Here is a 19504-nt window from a genome sequence, read left to right on the forward strand (position 1 = left end):
TCAGCGCAGGAACGCCGCGGCCACGCCCGCATCCACAGGGATGTGCAGCCCCGTGGTGTGGGAGAGCTCGGCGGAGGTCAGCACCGCGACGGCGTTGGCGACGTTCTCGGGCAGCACCTCGCGCTTCAGGAGAGTGCGCTGGGCGTAGTACTCGCCCAGCTTCTCCTCCTCCACGCCGTACACCGCGGCCCGCTTGGCACCCCAGCCGCCGGCGAAGATCCCCGAACCGCGGACCACGCCGTCGGGGTTGATGCCGTTCACCCGCACCCCGTAGCCGCCGAGCTCGGCTGCGAGGAGCCGCACCTGATGCGCCTGGTCCGCCTTCGCGGCGCTGTAGGCGATGTTGTTGGGCCCGGCGAACACCGAGTTCTTGGACGAGATGTAGATGATGTCCCCGCCCATGTCCTGCTCGATGAGCACCCTTGCGGCGGCCTGCGACATGAGGAAGGACCCCTTGGCCATCACGTTGTGCTGCAGGTCCCAGTCCTTCTCCGTAGTCTCGAGCAGGGGCTTGGAGATGGACAGGCCGGCGTTGTTGACCACGAGGTCCAGCCCGCCGAACGCCAGCACGGCGGCCGTCACGGCCTGGAGCACCTGCGCCGGATCGGTCACGTCGGCCTGCACGCCGATGGCGACGTCGGGCCCTCCGAGTGCTTCGGCGACGCCATTCGCGCTGTCGATGTTGAGGTCCGCGATGACCACGCAGGCGCCCTCCGCGGCGAGGCGCGTCGCGATGGCCTTGCCGATGCCCGACGCCGCTCCCGTCACCAGGGCGATGCGTCCCGCGTGGGATTTCGGTTGCGGCATCCGCGCGAGCTTGGCCTCCTCGAGGGCCCAGTACTCGATGCGGAACTTCTCGGTCTCCTCGATCGGCGCGTAGGTCGAGATGGCTTCGGCGCCCCGCATGACGTTGATGGCGTTGAGGTAGAACTCCCCGGCGACGCGCGCGGTCTGCTTGGTGGCGCCGTAGGAGAACATGCCGACGCCGGGCACCAGCACGATCGCCGGGTCGGCGCCGCGCATGGCAGGGGAATCCGGCGTCGCGTGGCGGTCGTAGTAGGCGGCGTAGTCCGCGCGGTACGCCGTATGCAGTTCGCGCAGGCGCAGCAGGCAACTCTCGACGTCGGCGTCCGCAGGGAGGTCGAGGATGAGCGGCTTGATCTTGGTGCGGAGGAAGTGGTCCGGGCAGCTCGTCCCGAGCGCACCGAGGCGCGGGTGCTCGGTGGAGGCGAGGAAGTCGAGGACGCGGGGGTCGTCGGTGAAGTGGCCCACCTGCGCCCTGTCGGTGGAGGAGAGCCCGCGGATGGTCGGCGCGAGGGCCGCGGCCTTGGCGCGGCGCTCCTCCTCGGGCAGCGCGGCATACCCTTCGAGCAGGGGACCGAAGGGTTCGGTCCGGCCGTGTTCGGCGATGTACCGCTCCGCCGTCTCGATGATCCAGAGCGAGTTCGCCTCCGCCTCCTCGGACGTGTCCCCCCAGGCGGTGATGCCATGGCCGCCGAGGATGGTGCCGATGGCTTCGGGGTTCGCCTCCCGGAGGGCGGCGATGTCGAGCCCCAGCTGGAAACCGGGCCGCCGCCAGGGCGCCCAGGCCACCTTCGGCCCGAAGATCGCCGTCGTCAGGGCCTCGCCGTCCGCCGCGGTCGCGACGGCGATCCCGGAGTCGGGGTGGAGGTGGTCCACGTGGGCGGCGTCGACGAGGCCGTGCATCGCGGTGTCGATGGACGGTGTGGCGCCGCCCTTGCCGTGCAGCGTGTAGTCGAAGGCGGTGACCATCTCGTCCTCGCGCTCCACGCCCGGGTACACGGAGCGCAGCGCCTGCAGCCGGTCGAGCCGCAGGACGGCGAGCCCGGACTCCGTGAGCGTGCCGAGGTCCCCGCCGGATCCCTTGACCCAGAGCAGTTCGACGTCCCCGCCCGTGACGGGATCGACGCCCGTGCCCTTGGCGGACGTGTTGCCGCCGGCGTAGTTCGTGGTGCGCTTGTCGGCGCCGAGCCGGTTGGAGCGCCCGATGAGGTCGCTGACGGTCCGGTTGGTCGTGCTGTTGTCAGAGGTGGCCGTCGTCGGCTGCGTCGTCGTCACTGTCATGCTCCCCATCCGGCCTGCCGGCCGCCCTGCCGTTCGGTGTTGATCCGGTCCTGGTAGCCGCTCTCCCGGTACGCGGCCGTCGGGTCCGCGGGGAGTCCCTTCGATGCGCGCCACGCGGCGAGTCCCGGGCGGACGTCGGTGTAGAAGGCGTCCATCATGAGGGCGTTCGCGCCGAGCACGTCGCCGGCCTCCTGCGCCGCGGTCAGGGCGGATCGGTCGATGAGCAGGGCGCGCGCGGTCATCTCCTGCACGTTCAGCACCGAGCGGATCTGTCCGGGGATCTTCTCCTCGAGGTTGTGGCACTGGTCGAGCATGAGGGCGATCCCGCTGGACGGATCCAGGCCGCCGCCGCGGATCACCTCGGCCATGATGCGGAACAGCTGGAACGGGTCCGCCGCTCCGACGATCAGATCGTCGTCCGCGTAGAAACGGGAGTTGAAGTCGAAGGAGCCGAGCTTCCCGAGGCGGATCAGCTGCGCCACGATGAACTCGATGTTGGTCCCGGGGGCGTGGTGGCCCGTGTCGAGGCAGACCAGGGCCTTGTCGCCGAGCTGCTGGCAATGGGCGTAGGAGGTACCCCAGTCGGGGACGTCCGTGTGATAGAACGCCGGCTCGAAGAACTTGTACTCGAGCACCAGCCGCTGGCCCTCGCCGAGGCGGTCGTACACCTTCCGGAGGGAGTCCTGCAGCCAGTCCTGCCGGGACCGCATATCGGCCTGCCCCGGGTAGTTCGAGCCGTCCGCCAGCCAGATCTTCAGGTCCCGGGAACCGGTGACGTTCATGACCTCGATGCACTCGTACATGTGGTCGATCGCCTTGTTCCGGACCGCGGCGTCGCTGTGCGTCAGGCTGCCGAACTTGTAGTCGTCGTCCTGGAACGTGTTGCTGTTGATCGTGCCGAGCCGCACGCCGTGCTCCCCGGCGTGGGTGGCGAGGCTCCCGTAGTCGTCGACCCTGTCCCAGGGGATGTGGACGGCCACGCTCGGCGCGAGGCCGGTCAGCCGGTGGACCATGCCGGCGTCGGCGATCTTCTCGTGGACGGTGCGCGGCGTGCCGGGGGTCGCGAAGACCTTGAACCGGGTCCCGGAATTGCCGTACGCCCAGGAGGGCACCTCGATGGCGAGCTGGTCCAGCTGTGCCGCGATGTCGTCGATGACAGTCATGTACTCTCTCCAGCGTGCGGGCCGGGTGCTTCACTCCACCGGCGGCGATTCTCGGGTTCTTCCACCCGTCCGGGAGGGCCCGGACGAGGAAGTAGATGGGCCGTGCTTTTGAATCGTTTCATTAGCACGTTTCAAAGCTATCCTTGCTGGAGACCGAGTGTCAACCGTTCCGTCGGCGCCCCGCCGGCGCGCGACGCGACCTCCGAGACAGCCGGAGTCCCATGAGCAGCCGACCAGTCAGTATCAAGGACGTCGCGGATACGGCCGGGGTGGCGGTCGGGACGGTCTCGAACGTGCTGAACCATCCCTCGCGCGTCTCCGCTGCCACCCGCGAGCGGGTGCAGGCCGCCATCGACGCGCTCGGCTTCGTGCGGAACGACGCCGCCCGGCAGCTGAGGGCGGGCCAGAGCCGCACCATCGGACTGGTCGTGCTCGACGTCGCCAATCCCTTCTTCGCCTCCCTCGCACGTGCGGCCGAGGACTGCGCTGCCGAGAACGGGAGCACCGTGGTGCTCGGCGACAGCGGGCAGGACGCCGAGCGTGAGGCCCGGTACATCGACGTTTTCGAGCAGCAGCGCGTGCAGGGCATGCTCATCTCGCCGGTCGGGGATGTGGGCCCGCGCGTCGAGGCGCTTCGTCAGCGCGGCATGCCCGTGGTGCTGGTGGACCGCGTGGATCCGCAGCGACGCTGCAGCTCGGTCTCCGTGGACGACGTCGCCGGCGGCTACATCGCCGTCCGGCACCTGCTCGAGGCGGGCCGGCGGCGCATCGCATTCGTGGGGACCAGGGCCGACTACCGCCAGGTCGCGGATCGCCTGGCGGGAGCCCGCCAGGCGATCGAGGAGCACGACGGCGCCGTGCTCGAGGTCCTCGAAGCCGATGCCATGACGGTCCTGGCCGGCCGGGACATCGGGGAGACGATCGCACGGCGCGGGCACCGGGAACTGCCGGACGGCATCTTCTGCGCCAACGACCTCCTCGCGATCGGCGTGATGCAGGCGGTACTGCTGATCCGCGGACTCCGGATCCCCGAGGACCTCGCCCTCATCGGGTATGACGACATCGATTTCTCCGCCTCCACCGTCGTCCCGCTGACGAGCGTCCGGAAGCCGACCGAACTCATGGGGCGCACCGCCGTCGAGCTGCTCCTCGAGGAGATCGAGGGGCCCGCCGCCCGCCGCCGCCAGGTGATCTTCGACCCCGAACTCGTGGAGCGCCGCAGCACGCAGGCCGGGGTCCACGCCGTCGGCTGACCGGTCGACCCCGGCACGGCGGTGCGGTCACAGTCCGATCTCGGGCTGTTGACGGTGATGGAGGTCGCGCCTACTATTCGAGGAAGCCGAATCTGAAACGATTCATTTCTTCCCGAGGAGTTGCATTGACGCATCCTGATGGCCGTGGCAGCGACGCCACGGATCCGTCCGCACCGGGGCGGACCCCCGTGCTGGCACTCCGGGGGGCACTGAAGACCTTCGGCCCGGTCGTCGCCCTCGCCGACGGCACCATCGACCTGGTTGCGGGCGAGATCCACGCGCTGGTGGGCGAGAACGGCGCGGGAAAATCCACCCTCGTGAAGATCCTTGCGGGGGTCCACCACCCGGATGCGGGGGAGTTCCTCGTGGGCGGGCAGGACGTCACTTTCCGCAACGTCGCCGACAGCAAGGCCGCCGGGATCTCCGTCATCTACCAGGAGCCCACACTCTTCCCCGATCTCACGGTCGCCGAGAACATCTTCATCGGGCGCCAGCCCCGGGGCCGCTTCGGCCTCATCAGCCGCGTCGAGATGCGGCGCCGCGCGAGGGAGCTGTTCGGCCAGCTCGGTGTCCCGATCGACCCCGACCGCGTGGCCGAGGGACTGTCCATCGCGGATCAGCAGATCATCGAGATCGCCAAGGCCATCTCCCTCGACGCGCGCATCCTCGTCATGGACGAGCCCACGGCGGCGCTCAGCGGCGTCGAGGTGGACCGCCTGTTCGCCGTCGCCCGCCGCCTGCGCGACGCAGGCAGCGGCATCCTGTTCATCTCCCACCGCTTCGACGAGGTCTTCGGCCTGTGCGACCGCATCACGGTGATGCGGGACGGCGCCTACATCGCGACGCACGAGACGCGGGCGACCTCGGTCGAGGCCATCGTCCGGGAGATGGTGGGACGCGACATCGACGCACTGTTCCCGAAGACCGAGACGGAGGCCGGCGACGTCGTCCTGAAGGTCGAGGGGCTGACCCGGCCGGGTGTCTTCCATGACATCGACTTCGAGGTGCGGGCGGGCGAGATCGTGGCCCTGTCGGGACTGGTGGGAGCCGGGCGCACCGAGGTGGCGCGTGCCGTGTTCGGGATCGACCGCTACGAGTCGGGCACCGTCCGGATGTTCGGCACGCCGCTGCGCCGCAAGGACCCGCGTGCCGCGATCGACGCCGGGATCGGCTTCGTCCCTGAGGACCGCCGCAAGCAGGGACTCGTCATGGACCTGTCGGTCGAGCGCAACACGGCCCTGACGCTCCGCCACTCCCTTGCGCGGTTCGGTATCATCAGGGCGCGCGCCGAGCGTGAGGCCGCCGAGACGTGGGGCAAGAGGCTCCAGGTGAAGGCCGGCTCGCCCGAACACGCCGTCTCCACCCTTTCCGGCGGCAACCAGCAGAAGGTCGTCCTCGCCAAATGGCTCGCCACGGACCCGAAGCTCCTGATCATCGACGAGCCGACGCGCGGCATCGACGTCGGCACCAAGGCCGAGGTGCACCGCCTGATCTCGGAGCTGGCGGGACGGGGCATCGCGATCCTCATGATCTCCTCCGAACTGCCCGAGGTGCTGGGCATGGCCGACCGCGTGCTGGTCATGCGGGAGGGGCGGATCACCGGCCGCCTCGACCGCGCCGAGGCCACCGCCGAAACCGTCATGCACGCCGCCACCGCATCCCTGGAGTCCTCGCGATGAGCCTCGACAGCAAGAGCGCGCCCGCCCACCCCGCCTCCGGACACGAGAAGACCTCGGTCCTCGCGTCGATCCTGAAGCTCCGCGAACTCCCGGTGATCCTCGCCCTCGTGCTGCTCGTCGCCGTGACCGCCGCGCTGAACCCGCTGTTCCTCAGCGAGCAGGGCATCAAGGACCTGCTGCTCAACGCGACCATCCTGATGATCCTGGCCGTCGGCCAGACCCTCGTCATCATCACCCGGAACATCGACCTGTCCGTCGGATCCATCCTCGGGCTCGTCGCCTTCGGGACCGGCAGCATGTTCGCCGCCGCCCCCGATCTGCCGATCGCCGTGGTCTTCGTCCTCGGGATGCTCCTCGGCGCGGTACTCGGCGCGTTCAACGGCCTCCTCATCACCATCGCGAAGGTGCCTGCCCTCGTCATCACGCTCGGCACGCTCTACATCTTCCGGGGCATCAACAACGCGTGGGCCGGCGGCACCCAGTACTTCGCCGGCGACCGGCCCCAGGCCTTCGGCGACCTGTCCGTGGACACCTTCCTAGGATTCCCCCTGATCACGCTCATCGCGGTGGGCGTCGTCGCGATCGTCGCGGTGTACATGTTCGGCACCCGCCAGGGACGCGACCTGTACGCCATCGGATCCGACCCCGACGCCGCCCGCCTGTTCGGCATCCCCGTCACCCGCCGCGTCCTGCTCGCCTTCGTGGTCAACGGCCTGCTGGCCGGCCTGGCCGGCGTCCTGTACGCCAGCCGCTTCAACTCGGTGGGCGCGACGACGGGAGCGGGCCTCGAGCTCGACGTCGTCGCCGCCGCGGTGGTGGGCGGCGTCGCGATCTTCGGCGGCAGCGGCACCGTGCTCGGCGCAGCGATCGGAGCACTCCTCCTGACCACCATCACCAGCGCCCTGACGGCGCTGCGCGTGGACAAGTTCTGGCAGCAGGCCATCGTCGGCGTCCTGATCCTCGCCGCCGTCGTCATCGACCGCATCGCCAGTGTCCGGTCCGCCCGCAAGCTCCGGATCGCCGAGGCCCGCAATGTCTGACCGCCTCGACGCCCAGCCCGGTCCGCAGGACACCACCCCGCCCGAAGGGCACCAGCCGGAGAACGGCACCCCAGCGAAAGGCAGGCGCATGTCCGCCCCAGGCACCAGGACCCCGGAGGAGAAGCGGCCGAAGCAGGCCCGCCCGGCGGGGCGGACGGCCGACTCCACGAAGGTGCTCGCCATCCCGAAGGGCCGCACGGGCGCCGCGAGGATCCTCCTCGGGCGCGACGCCGTCATGATCTACGTGCTGATCGTCGTCGTGCTTTTCGCCTGCCTCACGATCCCGCGGTTCGCGTCGCCGGTCACCGTGGGGTTCCTGCTCCTCGACGTCATCCCGACCCTGCTCATCGCGCTGCCGATGACGCTCGTCATCATCTCGGGGGAGATCGACCTCTCGGTCGCGAGCATCGCAGGGCTGACCAGCGCCCTCATGGGTGTCCTCTGGCAGGGCGGCATGCCGATCGCACTCGTCCTGGTGGTGTGCCTGCTGGCGGGACTCGTCGCGGGAGCCTTCAACGGGGTGCTCATCGCCTATCTCGGGCTGCCGTCCCTGGCGGTCACCATCGGCACGCTGGCGCTCTTCCGCGGCCTCGCGCTCGTGGTCATCGGCGACAACGCGGTGGCGAACTTCCCACCCGGGCTCACCGCCTTCTTCACGTCGAAGATCGGAGGGACCGGCATCCCCACGGTCATGATCGGCGTCGTCGTGCTCATCGTCGCGTTCACCGTCGTCCTGCACTTCACGCCCTTCGGCCGGGGGCTCTTCGCCCTCGGCTACAGCAGGGAGGCCGCGACGTTCGTCGGCATCGACGTCGCCCGGTCCAAGTTCCTGCTGTACCTGGCCACCGGCACGGTGTCCGCGCTCGCCGGCATCTACTGGACGCTCCGCTACTCCAGCGCCCGGAGCGACAACGCGAGCGGCCTGGAACTCGCGGTGATCGCGGCGGTGCTGCTCGGTGGAGTCTCGATCTTCGGCGGCAAGGGGTCCATCCCCGGCGTCTTGGCCGGGGTACTGCTGATCGGCACCATCAACTACGCGCTCAAACTGGACCGCGTCTCCGAGGTGGTCCTCATCATCGTCACGGGCTCCCTGCTCATCATCTCGGTCGTGGCGCCGAACATCGCGTCCGCCATCCGTGAGGCACGCCACGCCAGGCGTGTCCGCACCGCACCACTTCCCTAGGCCGTCCCCCTGGGGTTGCACCCGGCGACTGGTTTCCAGCGCACATCGAAAGGAAGAAACAATGAGGTTCATCCACTCCGGATCCACCCGACGACGGGTGGCCGTCGCGGCCCTCGCCACGAGCGCCGCGCTCGTCCTCAGCGCCTGCGGCGGCGACACCGGCTCCGACAGCGGCGGCGAGGGCGGCAACGGGTCGCAAGGCGAGCAGACCATCACCTTCATCCCCAAGCAGCTCAACAACCCCTACACCGACGTGGTGCTGGGCGGCGGCGAGGCCGGCGCATCGGAGGCCGGCTTCGCGTCCTCCGAGGTGGTCGGCCCGCTGGACGCCAGTGCGTCGAGCCAGGTGTCGTTCATCAACGCCGAGACACAGCGCGGCACCAACGTGATCGTCATCGCCGCCAACGACCCCGACGCCGTCGGCCCCGCGCTCGAGGAGGCCCGCGCCGCCGGCGCGAAGATCGTGGCCTTCGACTCAGACACCAACCCCGACTACCGCGACCTCTTCGTCAGCCAGGTGGACGCCAAGGACGTCGCCCTGATCCAGCTCGAGCTCATCTCCGAGCAGATCGGCGGCGCGGGCGAGATCGCCATCCTCTCCGCCACCGCGAACGCCACGAACCAGAACGAATGGATCAAGTTCATGGAGGAGGAACTGGCGTCCAACCCCGACTACGCGGACATCGAGCTCGTGGCGAAGGTCTACGGCGACGACGACGACACGAAGTCCTTCCAGGAGGCGCAGGGACTCCTGCAGGCCTACCCGGACCTGAAGGGCATCATCTCGCCCACCACGGTCGGCATCGCCGCGACCGCCCGGTACCTCTCCACCTCCGAGTACAAGGGCAAGGTCGCGCTGACCGGCCTCGGCCTGCCGAACGAGATGCGGCCGTTCGTGAAGGACGGCACCGTCACCGAGTTCGCGCTCTGGGATCCGGCGCAGCTCGGCTATGTCGCGGCCTTCGCGGGCAAGGCACTGGCCGACGGCGACATCACGGGGGAAGTCGGCGACACGTTCGAGGCCGGCGAGCTCGGCGAGCGCGAGGTCGGTGACGGCGGGATCGTGCTCGTCGGTCCGCCCACGCAGTTCAACGCGGACAACATCGACGACTACGACTTCTAGCCGCCGAGCAGGGCGGGGTGTCCTCCACGGATGCCCCGCCCTTCCCACGGGATTCCGACCCTCCAGTTGAGGAGCACACCCATGACCACCGATTCCGCGCCAGCACCCGGCACGCCCCCGGCGCGGCTCGAGCCGATCCGCCGCCGCCCCACCCGCCTGGGCCTCGTCTCTGGGGGCCTCGGAGCGTACTGGCCGCAGTTCCCCGACCTCCTGCCGCAGCTGCGGGAGTCGGTGCGGTATGTCACCTCCCGTTTCGAGGCGCTCGACGCCGACGTGACCGACGTCGGCTTCGTGTCCGATGCGCGGGAGGCGGCCACGGCGGCCGAGGAGCTCCGGCGCGCAGACTGCGATCTGATTGTCATCTTCCTCACCACCTACCTCACGTCGTCCATGGTGCTGCCCATCGCGCAGCGCGCGCAGACCCCGGTCCTCGTGATCGACCTGCAGCCCACCGAGGCCATGGACCACGCGAACTTCGACACCGGCAAGTGGCTCGCCTACTGCGGGCAGTGCCCCGTCCCCGAGGTCGCGAACGTCTTCGGGCGTGCGGGCATCCCCTTCCGATCGGTGTCCGGGTACCTGACGCAGGAGTCCGCGTGGGAGCGCATCGACCGGTGGGTCCACGCGGCGGGTGTGCGCGGCCGGCTCCGGCACGCGCGTCACGGGCTGATGGGCCACGTGTACCCGGGCATGCTGGACGTCTCGACGGATCTCACCACGGTCTCTACGACGTTCGGCTCCCACGTGGAGGTGGTCGAGTTCGACGACCTCCGCGAATTCGTCGGCGAGGTGACGGACGACCAGGTCCAGGAGCGCATGGACCTCGCCCGCAGCCTGTTCACCATGGACGGATCCGTGGACGAGGACGACTTCGCCTGGGGCGCGAAGGTCTCGGTGGGGCTCGACCGGCTCGTCACCGAGTTCGACCTCGACTCGCTCGCCTACTACCACCGCGGCCTCGCGGGGGAGCAGCACGAACGCCTCGGGGCGGGCATGATCCTCGGCGCGTCCATCCTCACGGCCCGCGGCGTCCCCATGGCGGGGGAGTACGAGCTGCGGACCTCGATCGCGATGCTCGCGGCGCAGGCGATGGGCGCCGGCGGGTCCTTCACGGAGATCCAGGCACTGAACTTCTTCGACGGCGTGGTGGAGATGGGGCACGACGGTCCGGCGCACCTCGCGGTCAGTGCAGCCCAGCCGCTGCTGCGCGGGCTCGGCGTCTATCACGGCAAGCGGGGATGGGGCGTCTCCGTGGAGTTCGACGTGCGGCAGGGCCCGGTGACGACGTTCGGTATCGGGCAGGACCCGGACGGCTCCTACGTCTTCGTCACCTCCGAAGGGACCGTGGTCCCCGGCCCGCTGCTCGCCATCGGGAACACGACGTCCCGCGTGGACTTCGGAGGAGACCCCGGGCTCTGGGTGGACGAGTGGAGCCGGACCGGCGTCGGCCACCACTGGGCGCTCTGCGTGGGCCACCGTGCCGCCGATGTGAGAGCCGCGGCGTCACTGCTCGGCGTCGAGCACCGCCACGTCGCCCTCTGATCCTTCCCACCCCGCGAGATCCACGACGACGAACGGAGACCCATGGAACGCGTATGCTTCCAGCTGCAGGTCCGGCCCGGGCGCATCCCCGAGTACCGGGAGCGCCACGCGGCGATCTGGCCGGACATGGCACGGGCACTGAAGGACACCGGGTGGAACAACTACTCCCTGTTCCTGCGCCCTGACGGGCTGCTGATCGGGTACGTGGAGTGCGAGGACTTCGCCGCGTCGCAGGCCGCCATGGCCGCGACCGGGGTCAACGCCCGCTGGCAGGCGGAGATGGGGCCGTTCTTCGAGGCGCTCGAGGGCCGCCCGGATGAGGGCTTCCTCCGTTTCGAGGAGGTCTTCCACCTGGAGGACCAGCTGTAGGTCCACGGGCGGCGGTTCCGTCGGGCCCGGACCGGGGAGGAGGGTCCGAGCTAGACGATGGCGAGGATGGTGAGGGTGACGAGCGCGTTGTTGGCGGCGTGGAGGAGTATCGGTGCCCAGAGGTTGCGGTGGAACCGTCGGAGGAGGGCCAGCGCGATGCCGAGGGTGAAGAGGTAGACGAAGCCCAGCAGGACGAGGTGGGCGGCCGCGAAGAGGGCGGCGGACAGGACGATCGCCACACCCGGCCGGAAGCGCCGGGTGAAGCCGTCCAGGAATGCGCCCCTGAACAGGATCTCCTCCCAGAGCGGTGTGAGGACCGCGATGACCACGAAGCAGACGACGATCCACGGGCCGGAGAGGGCGGTGATCTCCGCGAGGGGGTCATCGGCTGTCCCGGCCGACGCTGTGTCCACACCGAGGGAGGTCAGGGCGACGAGGAAGATGCCCTGCAGGCTGCCACAGACGACGATGATGACCGGTATCTGCCAGAGCAGGTGGAACAACCGGGGTGAGGGCCGCCGGAAGCCGAGATCGGCCGGGCTGAGGCGGTTCCGGCGGACGAGATGGACGTAGAGGGCGAGGATCGCGGCCGCGGTGACCGTCACGAGGAAGACCGGCAGCAGGGACGCGACGGTGAAGTCGACGATGCCGGAGAACCCGACGGCGACGATCGTGCCGGCGACGACGGCGATGTAGGCGACCACGAACATCAACGCCCAGGCCGCCTGACCGAGAGTGGTCGGCGTCACCTGCCGACCCGCGGGTCCTCGTTCGCTGCTTGGCATGGCTGTCATAGGAGGGCCCCCGGGTCATGATGTGGCTGTGCGGTGAGCTTCCACGCTATCCGCGACCCGCTCGAACACCTCGGTGCCTCTCGGAGGGCAGTGATGGGAATGGTCGGCTCGAGCATGCCGACGGCGGATGCCGGGGACCCCGTCCGCGGGATCAGGCCGGTCGTCAGGAGTGGCGGCTTCTCTGCCACGGTGGCTCCATCGTCATTGGGGGCGGCCGGCCGAGTGGCCCCGTCGGGAGCCCGGGTGATGGAGCATGTGGCCGTGGGTGGCCGTGCTGAACCGTGCGGCCCTGCGCGCGATGTGGTGGGTCCGGCCGCGGCGCCGGAGCCCTTCGGACGGGGGCAGGACGGGCTGCTGCGCGGCGCGGGAGTAGAACCAGAGTTTGGCGAACTCCACCAGCACCAGGTAGATCGCGGCCATCCCGAGCAGGGCGAGGAAGAACGGCACGGGCAGCGGATCGAAGCCGAGGACCCCGGCCAGGGGCGAGAACGGAAGATAGACGCCGAGGGCCACGACGGCCAGGGAGGCGCCGATGAGGCCCGCGGACGGACGGCTGCGGTAGAAGGGCACCCGCCGGGTCCGGATGACGAAGATGATCAGCGTCTGCGTGACGATGGACTCGATGAACCAGCCGGCCCGGAACTCGCCCGGCACGGCATCGAACACGTAGAGCATCAGGGCGAACGTGGCGAAATCGAACAGGGAACTGATCGGGCCGAAAAGGAACATGAAGCGCCGGATGAAGCCGATGTCCCAGTGCGACGGCGCGAGCAGCTGTTCCTTGTCCACGCGGTCCCCCGGGATGGCGAGCTGGCCGGCGTCGTAGAGCAGGTTGTTGAGCAGGATCTGCCCCGGCAGCATCGGCAGGAAGCTCAGCGCCACGGAGGCCGTGGCCGCGCTGAACATGTTGCCGAAGTTGCTGGAGGTCCCCATCAGGACGTACTTGATGGTGTTGGCGAAAATCCGGCGGCCCTCCATCACACCCTCGGCGAGGACCCCCAGATCCTTGTCCAGGAGCACGACGTCGGCGGCATCCTTGGCGACATCGGTCGCGCTGTCGACGGAGATGCCGATGTCCGCGGCGTGCAGTGCCAGCGCATCGTTGACGCCGTCTCCCATGAAGCCGACGGACCCTCCGCTCTGCCGTAGCAGCCTGATGATCCGGGCCTTCTGCTCGGGAGACACCCGGGCGAAGATGCTGGCCTCCCGCGCCGCAGCGGCCAGCTCCGGATCGGACATGGTCTCGACCGCGGTGCCGGTCAGCGTTCCGCCGGAGAAGACCCCGAGCTCGTCGCAGACCTTTTCGGCCACCCGGGCATTGTCTCCGGTGGCGATCTTGACGGTGATGCCGAGGTCCGCGAGCCGGTCGAGGGAGGTGCGGGCGGTGGATTTGGGTCGGTCCAGGAAGATCAGGAAACCGGCGAGGACCAGGTCCTTCTCGTCGGCGGGCCCGATCTCGGTCAGGCCATCGGCGTCCCGGGTGGCGACGGCGACCACCCGGGATCCGGCGTCGAACTGTTCGTCCAGCATCGCCTGCACGCCGGCGGCGATGGTGTCTCCGCAGAGCGCCAGGACGTCTTCCGGTGACCCCTTGGTGATCAGGCGGGCGGCGGCACCGGCGTCGCTGACCAGCACGCTGGTCCGGCGGCGCAGATGGTCGAAGTCGATGACGTCGAGCCGGTTGTACCGTGCGGGCTGGAAGGCGGCGGCGCCGGCGGAGGTCCACAGTGCGGCGTCCAGCGGGTTCAGACCCACGAGGGAGCGCTGGGACTCCGCGTAGTCGGCTTCTGTGGCGAGCAACCCCAGGGTGAGCAGCTGGGGTGCCGAGATGCCGGGGGCGGCGGGCAGGGCGGCGGTGAAGCTGATCCGGCCCTCGGTCAGCGTCCCGGTCTTGTCGGTCACGAGGATGTCCATGTCGCCGAGGTCCTCGATGCAGACCAGCCGTTTGACGAGGACCTTGCGCTTGGCCAGTTGACGGGTTCCGGTGGCCAGGCTCGAGCTGACGATGGCGGGCAGCAGCTGCGGCGTGATCCCGACGGCGATGGCGAGTGAGAACAGCAGCGACTCGATCACCGGCCGCTGCAGCACCAGGTTGGCGATGAAGATCAGCGAGGTGAGGCCGATCGCCACCTGGAGCAGGAGGTAGGAGAAGCGTTGGAGTCCCAGCTGGAATTCGGTCTGGGGCTGACGCTCGCCGAGGCCGAGGGCGATCCGTCCGAATTCCGCCCTTCCGCCGGTGGCCACCACCATGCCGACGCAGTTGCCGGCCTGGACGACCGTTCCCATGAACAGGCACGACGTCAGGTCCCCGAGGGCGGCGGCGGCGGGGGCGGGCGCGGGATCCTTGCCGACCGGCATCGATTCCCCGGTAAGGATGCTTTCGTCGCAGAGCAGGTCCTTCGCCGTCAGGAGCCGCATATCGGCGGGGATGATCGCGCCGATGGCCAGGTGCACGACGTCACCGGGCACCAGCGCGGTGACGTCGGCTTCCCCGGGGTTCCCGTCGCGGACCACGACGGCGCGGTGGGTGACCCGGGAGTGCAGTGCCTCGGCGGCGCGTTCGGCCCGGAATTCGTTGCTGAAGCCCAGCCCTACACTGACCAGCAGGATCACGCCGATCACGATCGCATTCGTGGCATCGCCGAGGAAGAGCGAGAGGCCGGCCGTGATCAGCAGCAACAGCAGGATGGGGCTCCGCAGCTGACGGCCCAGGACCGACCATCCGCTGGCCTGGTGGGTGCGCACCGCGTTCGGGCCCAGCTCGGCGAGGCGCCGGGCGGCCTCGCTGCGGGTCAGTCCCCCGGCGCCGGAGCCGAGCCGCGCCGCGACCTCTTCCGCCGGCAGATGGGCGGCGTCGGAGATCACCAGCGGCAGGGGACGCGGTCCCCGGACCTCGAGCTCTCGCATGCGGCATCCGATCGTAGGACGAGCTACGTCCTAGGGTAAGTCCGCACGTCGGCGATGCGGGTGGGGTCCTGGCAGGATCAGGGGGTCAGCGCGGCGACGATGTCGGCGGCGGATCCTCGCTGTGCATGGCGGTACCCGGTCCCGGCCCAGAGGTGGAGTGCCTGCACGTCGTTGGTCGCCGCTGCAGCCGCGCGCAGCGGGGCTGTCATGTAGTGGATCTGGGGGTAGGCGTGAGCGGTGATCGGGTGGTCGTCCATGAAGCGGTTGTGCAGGCTCCGTGCCGGTCGTCCAGTGAACGCGCGCGTGACCGACGTCTCGGTGAAGCGCGGATCCTCCAGCGCCGCGCGGTGGGCGGGGGTTGTCCCTGCCTCGTACGCCAGCAGCAGGGCAGTTCCGACCTGCACGGCAGTCGCTCCGGCGCTGAGTATCTCTTCGGCGAGCCGGCGCGTACTGATGCCGCCGCTCGCGATCAGGGGCAGGTCGGTGACGGTCCGGATGGCGGCGAGGAGTTCGGGAAGCGGACTCGTGCCGGGGTCGGTGGCAGGATCGAAGGTCGCCCGGTGGCCTCCGGCCCCGGGCCCCTGCACCACGAGGACGCGGGCGCCGTTGCCGGCAGCGGTGCGTGCTTCGGCGGCATCCGTGACGGTCACCGCGGTGAGGACCCCCAGCGCGTCGAGTTCGCGCAGGATGGTGGCGGAGGGGCAGCCGAAGGTGAACGAGGCCATCTCCGGTCGCTCGGCGCGCACGACGTCGAGCTTGCCCTCCCACGCATCGTCGTCCCAGCGGGGCCTCCCGAGGTCGACGCCGTACCTGTCCGCGTGCACCTGGAGCTCCCGACGGTATGCCTCGACCTCCTCGTCGTCGCCGTCGTTCGGGGACACGACGAAGAGGTTGACCCCTATCGGGCCCCCGGTGAGGGTCCGGGTGGCGCGGATCTGCTGGGTGAGCCGATCCGGCGACTTGTACCCACCGGCAAGGAACCCCAGGCCGCCGGCGTTGGTGACCGCCGCCACCAGCTCCGGTGTCGAGGGTCCTCCGGCCATGGGCGCTCCGACGATCTGGCGGCGTAGCGATGAAAGATCAGAAGCAAGCACGAGGACTCCCGGGGTAGGTGCTCGGAAGAGCGTGGCGGCGTTCCGTCGACCGACTCATGATCCTGTGCGGGAAGGAACCATCCGGGATGCGCGGGTCACGCGCAACAGGGTGACGGCGAGCGTCCCTGCTACCGGTGTCCACACCAGCCGTTCGACGCGGGATCGCGACGCGAGGTTCATCGCCGTGCCGAGGATCATCAGCCCCGACGCCGCCGTGAGGATCCGGTGCCGCGCCGTCGGGCCCGGACCCCTGCCGAGGGTGACCAGGACCAGTGCGGCGTAGGCCAGTGCGGAGACGGCGCTCGACGCCCGGTGCCTGGTCGGGAGAACACCCCGGTGGGCGCCTCCATAGGCGGCTTCCCCCCACGGGGCACCCGCGGCCAGCGCCGCCTGGAAGGCGGCGACGACGGCGAGGAGAAGGGCGGCGAGGCCGGCGGGCGGCCGGTGCGTGGCCAGGCCGGGAAGGATCGGTCGAGTCATGATCGGAGCCTAGCGGGACACCGCCCGGGCGGGAACGCCGTCGTCGCGAATCGTCGACAGCCTCGCGGGAATCCGCCGCCGGACGGGGAATAGTCAGTAGCCGGCGCCAGGACCGCCGTCGGACGCCGGGATGAACCCTGCGGCGAGGGCCTCGGACCCGCGGGCGAGCAGCGCGACGTCGGCGCCGACCAGGATGAACCCTGCCCCATGGCCCAGGTACCCTCGCGCGACGGACGGGGTGAAGGCGTTGACGCCCGCCGGTTTCCCGGCCCGCCCGGCAACGGCCAGGCAGTGTTCGACGGCGACCACCACCTCGGGGTGTTCCTGCTGGCCCAGGACACCCATGGATGCCGCGAGATCGGACGGGCCGACGAAGAGCGCATCGACGCCGTCGACCGCGAGGATGCCCTCCACCGCGTCGACCGCCGCCGCCGACTCGATCTGCACGGTGACGCTGATCGTCGAGGACGCGCGCGTCAGATACTCGGGCACCCGGTTCCAGCGGGCCGCCCGCGCGAGCGCTGACCCGACGCCGCGCACCCCCTCCGGCGGATAGCGGGTCGCGGCGACGGCCGCCTCGGCGTCCGCGACCGAATGCACCATCGGGATCAGCAGGTTCTGCACGCCCAGGTCCAGGTACTGCTTGATGAGGACGGTGTCGTTGACGGGGGGCCGGACGAGCGTCTGCACCGGGTACCCGTGGACGGCCTGCAGCTGGGCGAGGATCGACTCGAGTCCGTTCGGGCTGTGCTCGGCGTCCACGAGCAGCCAGTCCAGCCCGGCCCCTGCGCAGATCTCGGCGACGAGCGGACTGCCCGAACACACCCACATGCCGACGAGCGGGCGATCGGCCCCGGCCAGCGCCTCACGGAAGGAACCCCCTAGTGGAAACGGCATGTGACGGCTCCCAACGGTCCGTAGTCGGCGTGGACGGTGTCGCCCCGGTCCACCCAGAGCGGGCGGGTGAAGGACCCGGCGAGGATGATGTCGCCGGCGTGCAGTCCGTCACCGTGGGCGGCGATTTTGTTCGCGAGCCAGTGCACGCCCGCGGCCGGGTGGTCGAGGACCCCGGCGGCGACGCCGGTCTCCTCGACCACCTGGTTCTTGTAGAGGATGGCGGACACCCAGCGGAGGTCGACGGCGTCGGGCCTCACCGGCCTGCCGCCGACCACCATGGCGCCCATCGCCGCGTTGTCGGAGATGGTGTCCACGATGGTGCGCCCCTCCATCTCGATCCGCGAATCGAGGATCTCGAGGGCGGGCACCACGTGGTCGGTGGCGTTCAGGACGTCGAAGATCGTGCAGCCCGGCCCGGCGAGATCGTGCTTGAGCACGAACGCGAGTTCCACCTCGACCCGCGGACGGGTGTAGGCGTCCCATGGCACCGAGCAGCCCGTCTCGAACACCATGTCGTCGAAGATCGCGCCGTAATCCGGCTCCGTGATGCCGGTGGCGGCCTGCATGGCCCGCGAGGTGAGCCCGATCTTCCGTCCCACCAGCGTGCGGCCGGCGTCCTCGTTCCGCTGCCGCCACAGCCGCTGCACCGCATAGGAGTCCTCGACGGTCATGCCCGGGTACCGCGCCGTCAGCAGCGGGACCGGCGTCCGTGTCCGGGCGGCGTCGAGGAGCTCGTCGGCGATCTGGCTGATGGTCTGCGGGTCGAGCATCGGATTCCTTTCGCTGGCTCGATGGGGGCGGTCAGAGCTGGGTGCCGAGCTTGAAGCCCTCGACGCCGTCGTCGTCCGCTCTGCGGGTGTAGGAGAAGCCGTCGGCGCCGACGGTGACGGCCATCTCGCTGCGCTCGTCCCGCTCGACGACGGGCTGGGGGTTGCCGTCGAGGTCCAGCACGAGGGAGGCCTCCGAGTACCAGGACGGCACCACGGGGTTCCCCCACCAGTCGCGCCGCTGGTTGTCGTGGACGTCCCACGTGATGGTGGGGTTGTCCGGGTCGCCCGTGTAGTAGTCCTGGCAGTAGATCTCGACGCGGTGGCCGTCCGGGTCGAGGATGTAGAGGTAGAAGGCGTTGGAGACGCCGTGCCGCCCGGGCCCGCGTTCGATGCGGTCGCTGATGCGCAGGGCGCCCATCTTGTCGCAGATCTGGATGATGTTGTGCTTCTCGTGGGTCGCGAAGGCCACGTGGTGCATGCGCGGGCCGTTGCCTCCGGTCAGGGCGGTGTCGTGCACGGTCTGCTTGCGGTGCATCCAGACGGCATAGGTGACGCCGTCGGAGTCCTGGATGTCCTCGGAGACGCGGAAGCCTAGGTCCTCCAGGTAGGCCCGGCCGCGCGGGACGTCGGGGGTGACCTGGTTGAAGTGGTCCAGCCGCACCAGTTCGCCGGCGGAATACAGGTCATAGCGCTGGGTGAGGCGCTCCACGTGCTGGACGTCGTAGAAGAACTCGTACGGGAAGCCCAGCGGGTCCTCGACGCGCACCGAGTCGCCGACGCCCTTCGTGAACCCGTCCCGGCGGCGTTCGGTCCGGCAGCCCAGTTCGCGGTAGTACGCCTCCGCGGCGTCCACCTCCTCGGGCGACCTCACCCGGTAGGCGAAGGCCGCGACGGCGGCGACGGGCCCCCGCCGCAGCACGAGGTTGTGGTGGATGAACTCCTCGAGGGAGCGCAGGTAGATCGCGTCGTCGTCCTCCTCGGTGACGTGCAGGCCGAGGACGTCGACGTAGAACTCACGCGAGCGGGCGAGGTCGGTGACCACGATCTCCATGTAGGCGCAGCGGACGATGTCCGGGGCGGGGACCGAGGGGGTGGGAACGGGGGTGGTCATGGGATTCTCTCTTC

16 protein-coding genes are annotated in these 19504 nt (G+C 69.8%); 7 read left to right on the forward strand and 9 right to left on the reverse strand.

Features of this window, described 5'->3' with window-relative positions:
• Both IWX63_RS09575 and rhaI read right to left on the reverse strand, forming a co-directional pair.
• Complete coding sequence (locus IWX63_RS09575) at positions 1-2085, reverse strand: bifunctional aldolase/short-chain dehydrogenase (RefSeq protein ID WP_199277940.1); 2085 nt, start codon at positions 2083-2085, stop codon at positions 1-3.
• The gene (gene rhaI, locus IWX63_RS09580) at positions 2082-3248 is read right to left on the reverse strand and encodes an L-rhamnose isomerase (protein WP_199277941.1); all 1167 of its coding nucleotides are present in this window, start codon (positions 3246-3248) and stop codon (positions 2082-2084) included. The genes IWX63_RS09575 and rhaI overlap by 4 nt, the downstream gene beginning before the upstream one ends.
• Before the next feature lie 221 nt (positions 3249-3469).
• On the opposite strand from rhaI, the gene IWX63_RS09585 reads away from it, so the two are divergent.
• The 7 genes from IWX63_RS09585 to IWX63_RS09615 all read left to right on the forward strand — a co-directional run bounded on the left by IWX63_RS09585 (position 3470) and on the right by IWX63_RS09615 (position 11437).
• Positions 3470-4501, forward strand: a complete 1032-nt coding sequence (locus IWX63_RS09585) for a LacI family DNA-binding transcriptional regulator (protein WP_199277942.1) — start codon at positions 3470-3472, stop codon at positions 4499-4501.
• 125 nt (positions 4502-4626) lie between these two features.
• Positions 4627-6180, forward strand: coding sequence for a sugar ABC transporter ATP-binding protein (locus IWX63_RS09590; RefSeq protein WP_199277943.1), 1554 nt, complete (start codon positions 4627-4629; stop codon positions 6178-6180).
• Positions 6177-7220 carry an ABC transporter permease gene (locus IWX63_RS09595; RefSeq protein ID WP_199277944.1) on the forward strand — a complete coding sequence of 348 codons (1044 nt, stop codon included), beginning with the start codon at positions 6177-6179 and terminating at the stop codon, positions 7218-7220. The genes IWX63_RS09590 and IWX63_RS09595 overlap by 4 nt, the downstream gene beginning before the upstream one ends.
• Positions 7213-8403, forward strand: coding sequence for an ABC transporter permease (locus IWX63_RS09600; RefSeq protein WP_334685766.1), 1191 nt, complete (start codon positions 7213-7215; stop codon positions 8401-8403). The genes IWX63_RS09595 and IWX63_RS09600 overlap by 8 nt, the downstream gene beginning before the upstream one ends.
• A gap of 61 nt (positions 8404-8464) precedes the next feature.
• A complete protein-coding gene (gene rhaS, locus IWX63_RS09605) occupies positions 8465-9526 on the forward strand; it encodes a rhamnose ABC transporter substrate-binding protein (RefSeq protein ID WP_199277945.1) in 1062 nt (353 codons plus the stop codon).
• Between the two features lie 81 nt (positions 9527-9607).
• A complete protein-coding gene (locus IWX63_RS09610) occupies positions 9608-11068 on the forward strand; it encodes an L-fucose/L-arabinose isomerase family protein (protein ID WP_199277946.1) in 1461 nt (486 codons plus the stop codon).
• A 42-nt stretch (positions 11069-11110) separates the two neighbouring features.
• Positions 11111-11437, forward strand: a complete 327-nt coding sequence (locus IWX63_RS09615; RefSeq protein ID WP_199277947.1) for an L-rhamnose mutarotase — start codon at positions 11111-11113, stop codon at positions 11435-11437.
• Positions 11438-11487: 50 nt separating this feature from the next.
• Here IWX63_RS09615 and IWX63_RS09620 read toward each other — a convergent pair whose 3' ends face one another.
• The 7 genes from IWX63_RS09620 to hpaD all read right to left on the reverse strand — a co-directional run bounded on the left by IWX63_RS09620 (position 11488) and on the right by hpaD (position 19490).
• Positions 11488-12186, reverse strand: coding sequence for a CPBP family intramembrane glutamic endopeptidase (locus tag IWX63_RS09620; RefSeq protein ID WP_199277948.1), 699 nt, complete (start codon positions 12184-12186; stop codon positions 11488-11490).
• A gap of 246 nt (positions 12187-12432) precedes the next feature.
• Positions 12433-15138 carry a magnesium-translocating P-type ATPase gene (mgtA, locus tag IWX63_RS09625; RefSeq protein ID WP_199277949.1) on the reverse strand — a complete coding sequence of 902 codons (2706 nt, stop codon included), beginning with the start codon at positions 15136-15138 and terminating at the stop codon, positions 12433-12435.
• Positions 15139-15215: 77 nt separating this feature from the next.
• The gene (locus IWX63_RS09630) at positions 15216-16232 is read right to left on the reverse strand and encodes a nitronate monooxygenase (protein WP_334685767.1); all 1017 of its coding nucleotides are present in this window, start codon (positions 16230-16232) and stop codon (positions 15216-15218) included.
• 54 nt (positions 16233-16286) lie between these two features.
• Complete coding sequence (locus IWX63_RS09635) at positions 16287-16712, reverse strand: hypothetical protein (protein WP_199277951.1); 426 nt, start codon at positions 16710-16712, stop codon at positions 16287-16289.
• Positions 16713-16805: 93 nt separating this feature from the next.
• Positions 16806-17543: an HpcH/HpaI aldolase family protein gene (locus IWX63_RS09640; RefSeq protein ID WP_442859119.1), complete on the reverse strand. Its 738-nt coding sequence runs from the start codon at positions 17541-17543 to the stop codon at positions 16806-16808.
• Positions 17544-17593: 50 nt separating this feature from the next.
• Positions 17594-18379: a 2-oxo-hept-4-ene-1,7-dioate hydratase gene (hpaH, locus tag IWX63_RS09645; RefSeq protein ID WP_199277953.1), complete on the reverse strand. Its 786-nt coding sequence runs from the start codon at positions 18377-18379 to the stop codon at positions 17594-17596.
• Between the two features lie 31 nt (positions 18380-18410).
• Entirely contained in the window at positions 18411-19490 is a 1080-nt protein-coding gene (gene hpaD / locus IWX63_RS09650) for a 3,4-dihydroxyphenylacetate 2,3-dioxygenase (RefSeq protein WP_199277954.1), read from the reverse strand.
• Positions 19491-19504 lie beyond the last annotated feature (14 nt).

The organism is Arthrobacter sp. CAN_A2 (genome assembly GCF_015752045.1).
Lineage (GTDB): Bacteria > Actinomycetota > Actinomycetes > Actinomycetales > Micrococcaceae > Arthrobacter_D.

Coding starts and splice junctions, on each gene's coding strand:
- hpaH (WP_199277953.1), bottom strand. CDS start 18,379: ATGCTCGACCCGCAGACCATCAGCCAGATCGCCGACGAGCTCCTCGAC.
- IWX63_RS09595 (WP_199277944.1), top strand. CDS start 6,177: ATGAGCCTCGACAGCAAGAGCGCGCCCGCCCACCCCGCCTCCGGACAC.
- mgtA (WP_199277949.1), bottom strand. CDS start 15,138: ATGCGAGAGCTCGAGGTCCGGGGACCGCGTCCCCTGCCGCTGGTGATC.
- IWX63_RS09585 (WP_199277942.1), top strand. CDS start 3,470: ATGAGCAGCCGACCAGTCAGTATCAAGGACGTCGCGGATACGGCCGGG.
- IWX63_RS09640 (WP_442859119.1), bottom strand. CDS start 17,543: ATGTGGGTGTGTTCGGGCAGTCCGCTCGTCGCCGAGATCTGCGCAGGG.
- IWX63_RS09610 (WP_199277946.1), top strand. CDS start 9,608: ATGACCACCGATTCCGCGCCAGCACCCGGCACGCCCCCGGCGCGGCTC.
- IWX63_RS09600 (WP_334685766.1), top strand. CDS start 7,213: ATGTCTGACCGCCTCGACGCCCAGCCCGGTCCGCAGGACACCACCCCG.
- rhaI (WP_199277941.1), bottom strand. CDS start 3,248: ATGACTGTCATCGACGACATCGCGGCACAGCTGGACCAGCTCGCCATC.
- IWX63_RS09575 (WP_199277940.1), bottom strand. CDS start 2,085: ATGACAGTGACGACGACGCAGCCGACGACGGCCACCTCTGACAACAGC.
- IWX63_RS09635 (WP_199277951.1), bottom strand. CDS start 16,712: ATGACTCGACCGATCCTTCCCGGCCTGGCCACGCACCGGCCGCCCGCC.
- rhaS (WP_199277945.1), top strand. CDS start 8,465: ATGAGGTTCATCCACTCCGGATCCACCCGACGACGGGTGGCCGTCGCG.
- IWX63_RS09615 (WP_199277947.1), top strand. CDS start 11,111: ATGGAACGCGTATGCTTCCAGCTGCAGGTCCGGCCCGGGCGCATCCCC.
- hpaD (WP_199277954.1), bottom strand. CDS start 19,490: ATGACCACCCCCGTTCCCACCCCCTCGGTCCCCGCCCCGGACATCGTC.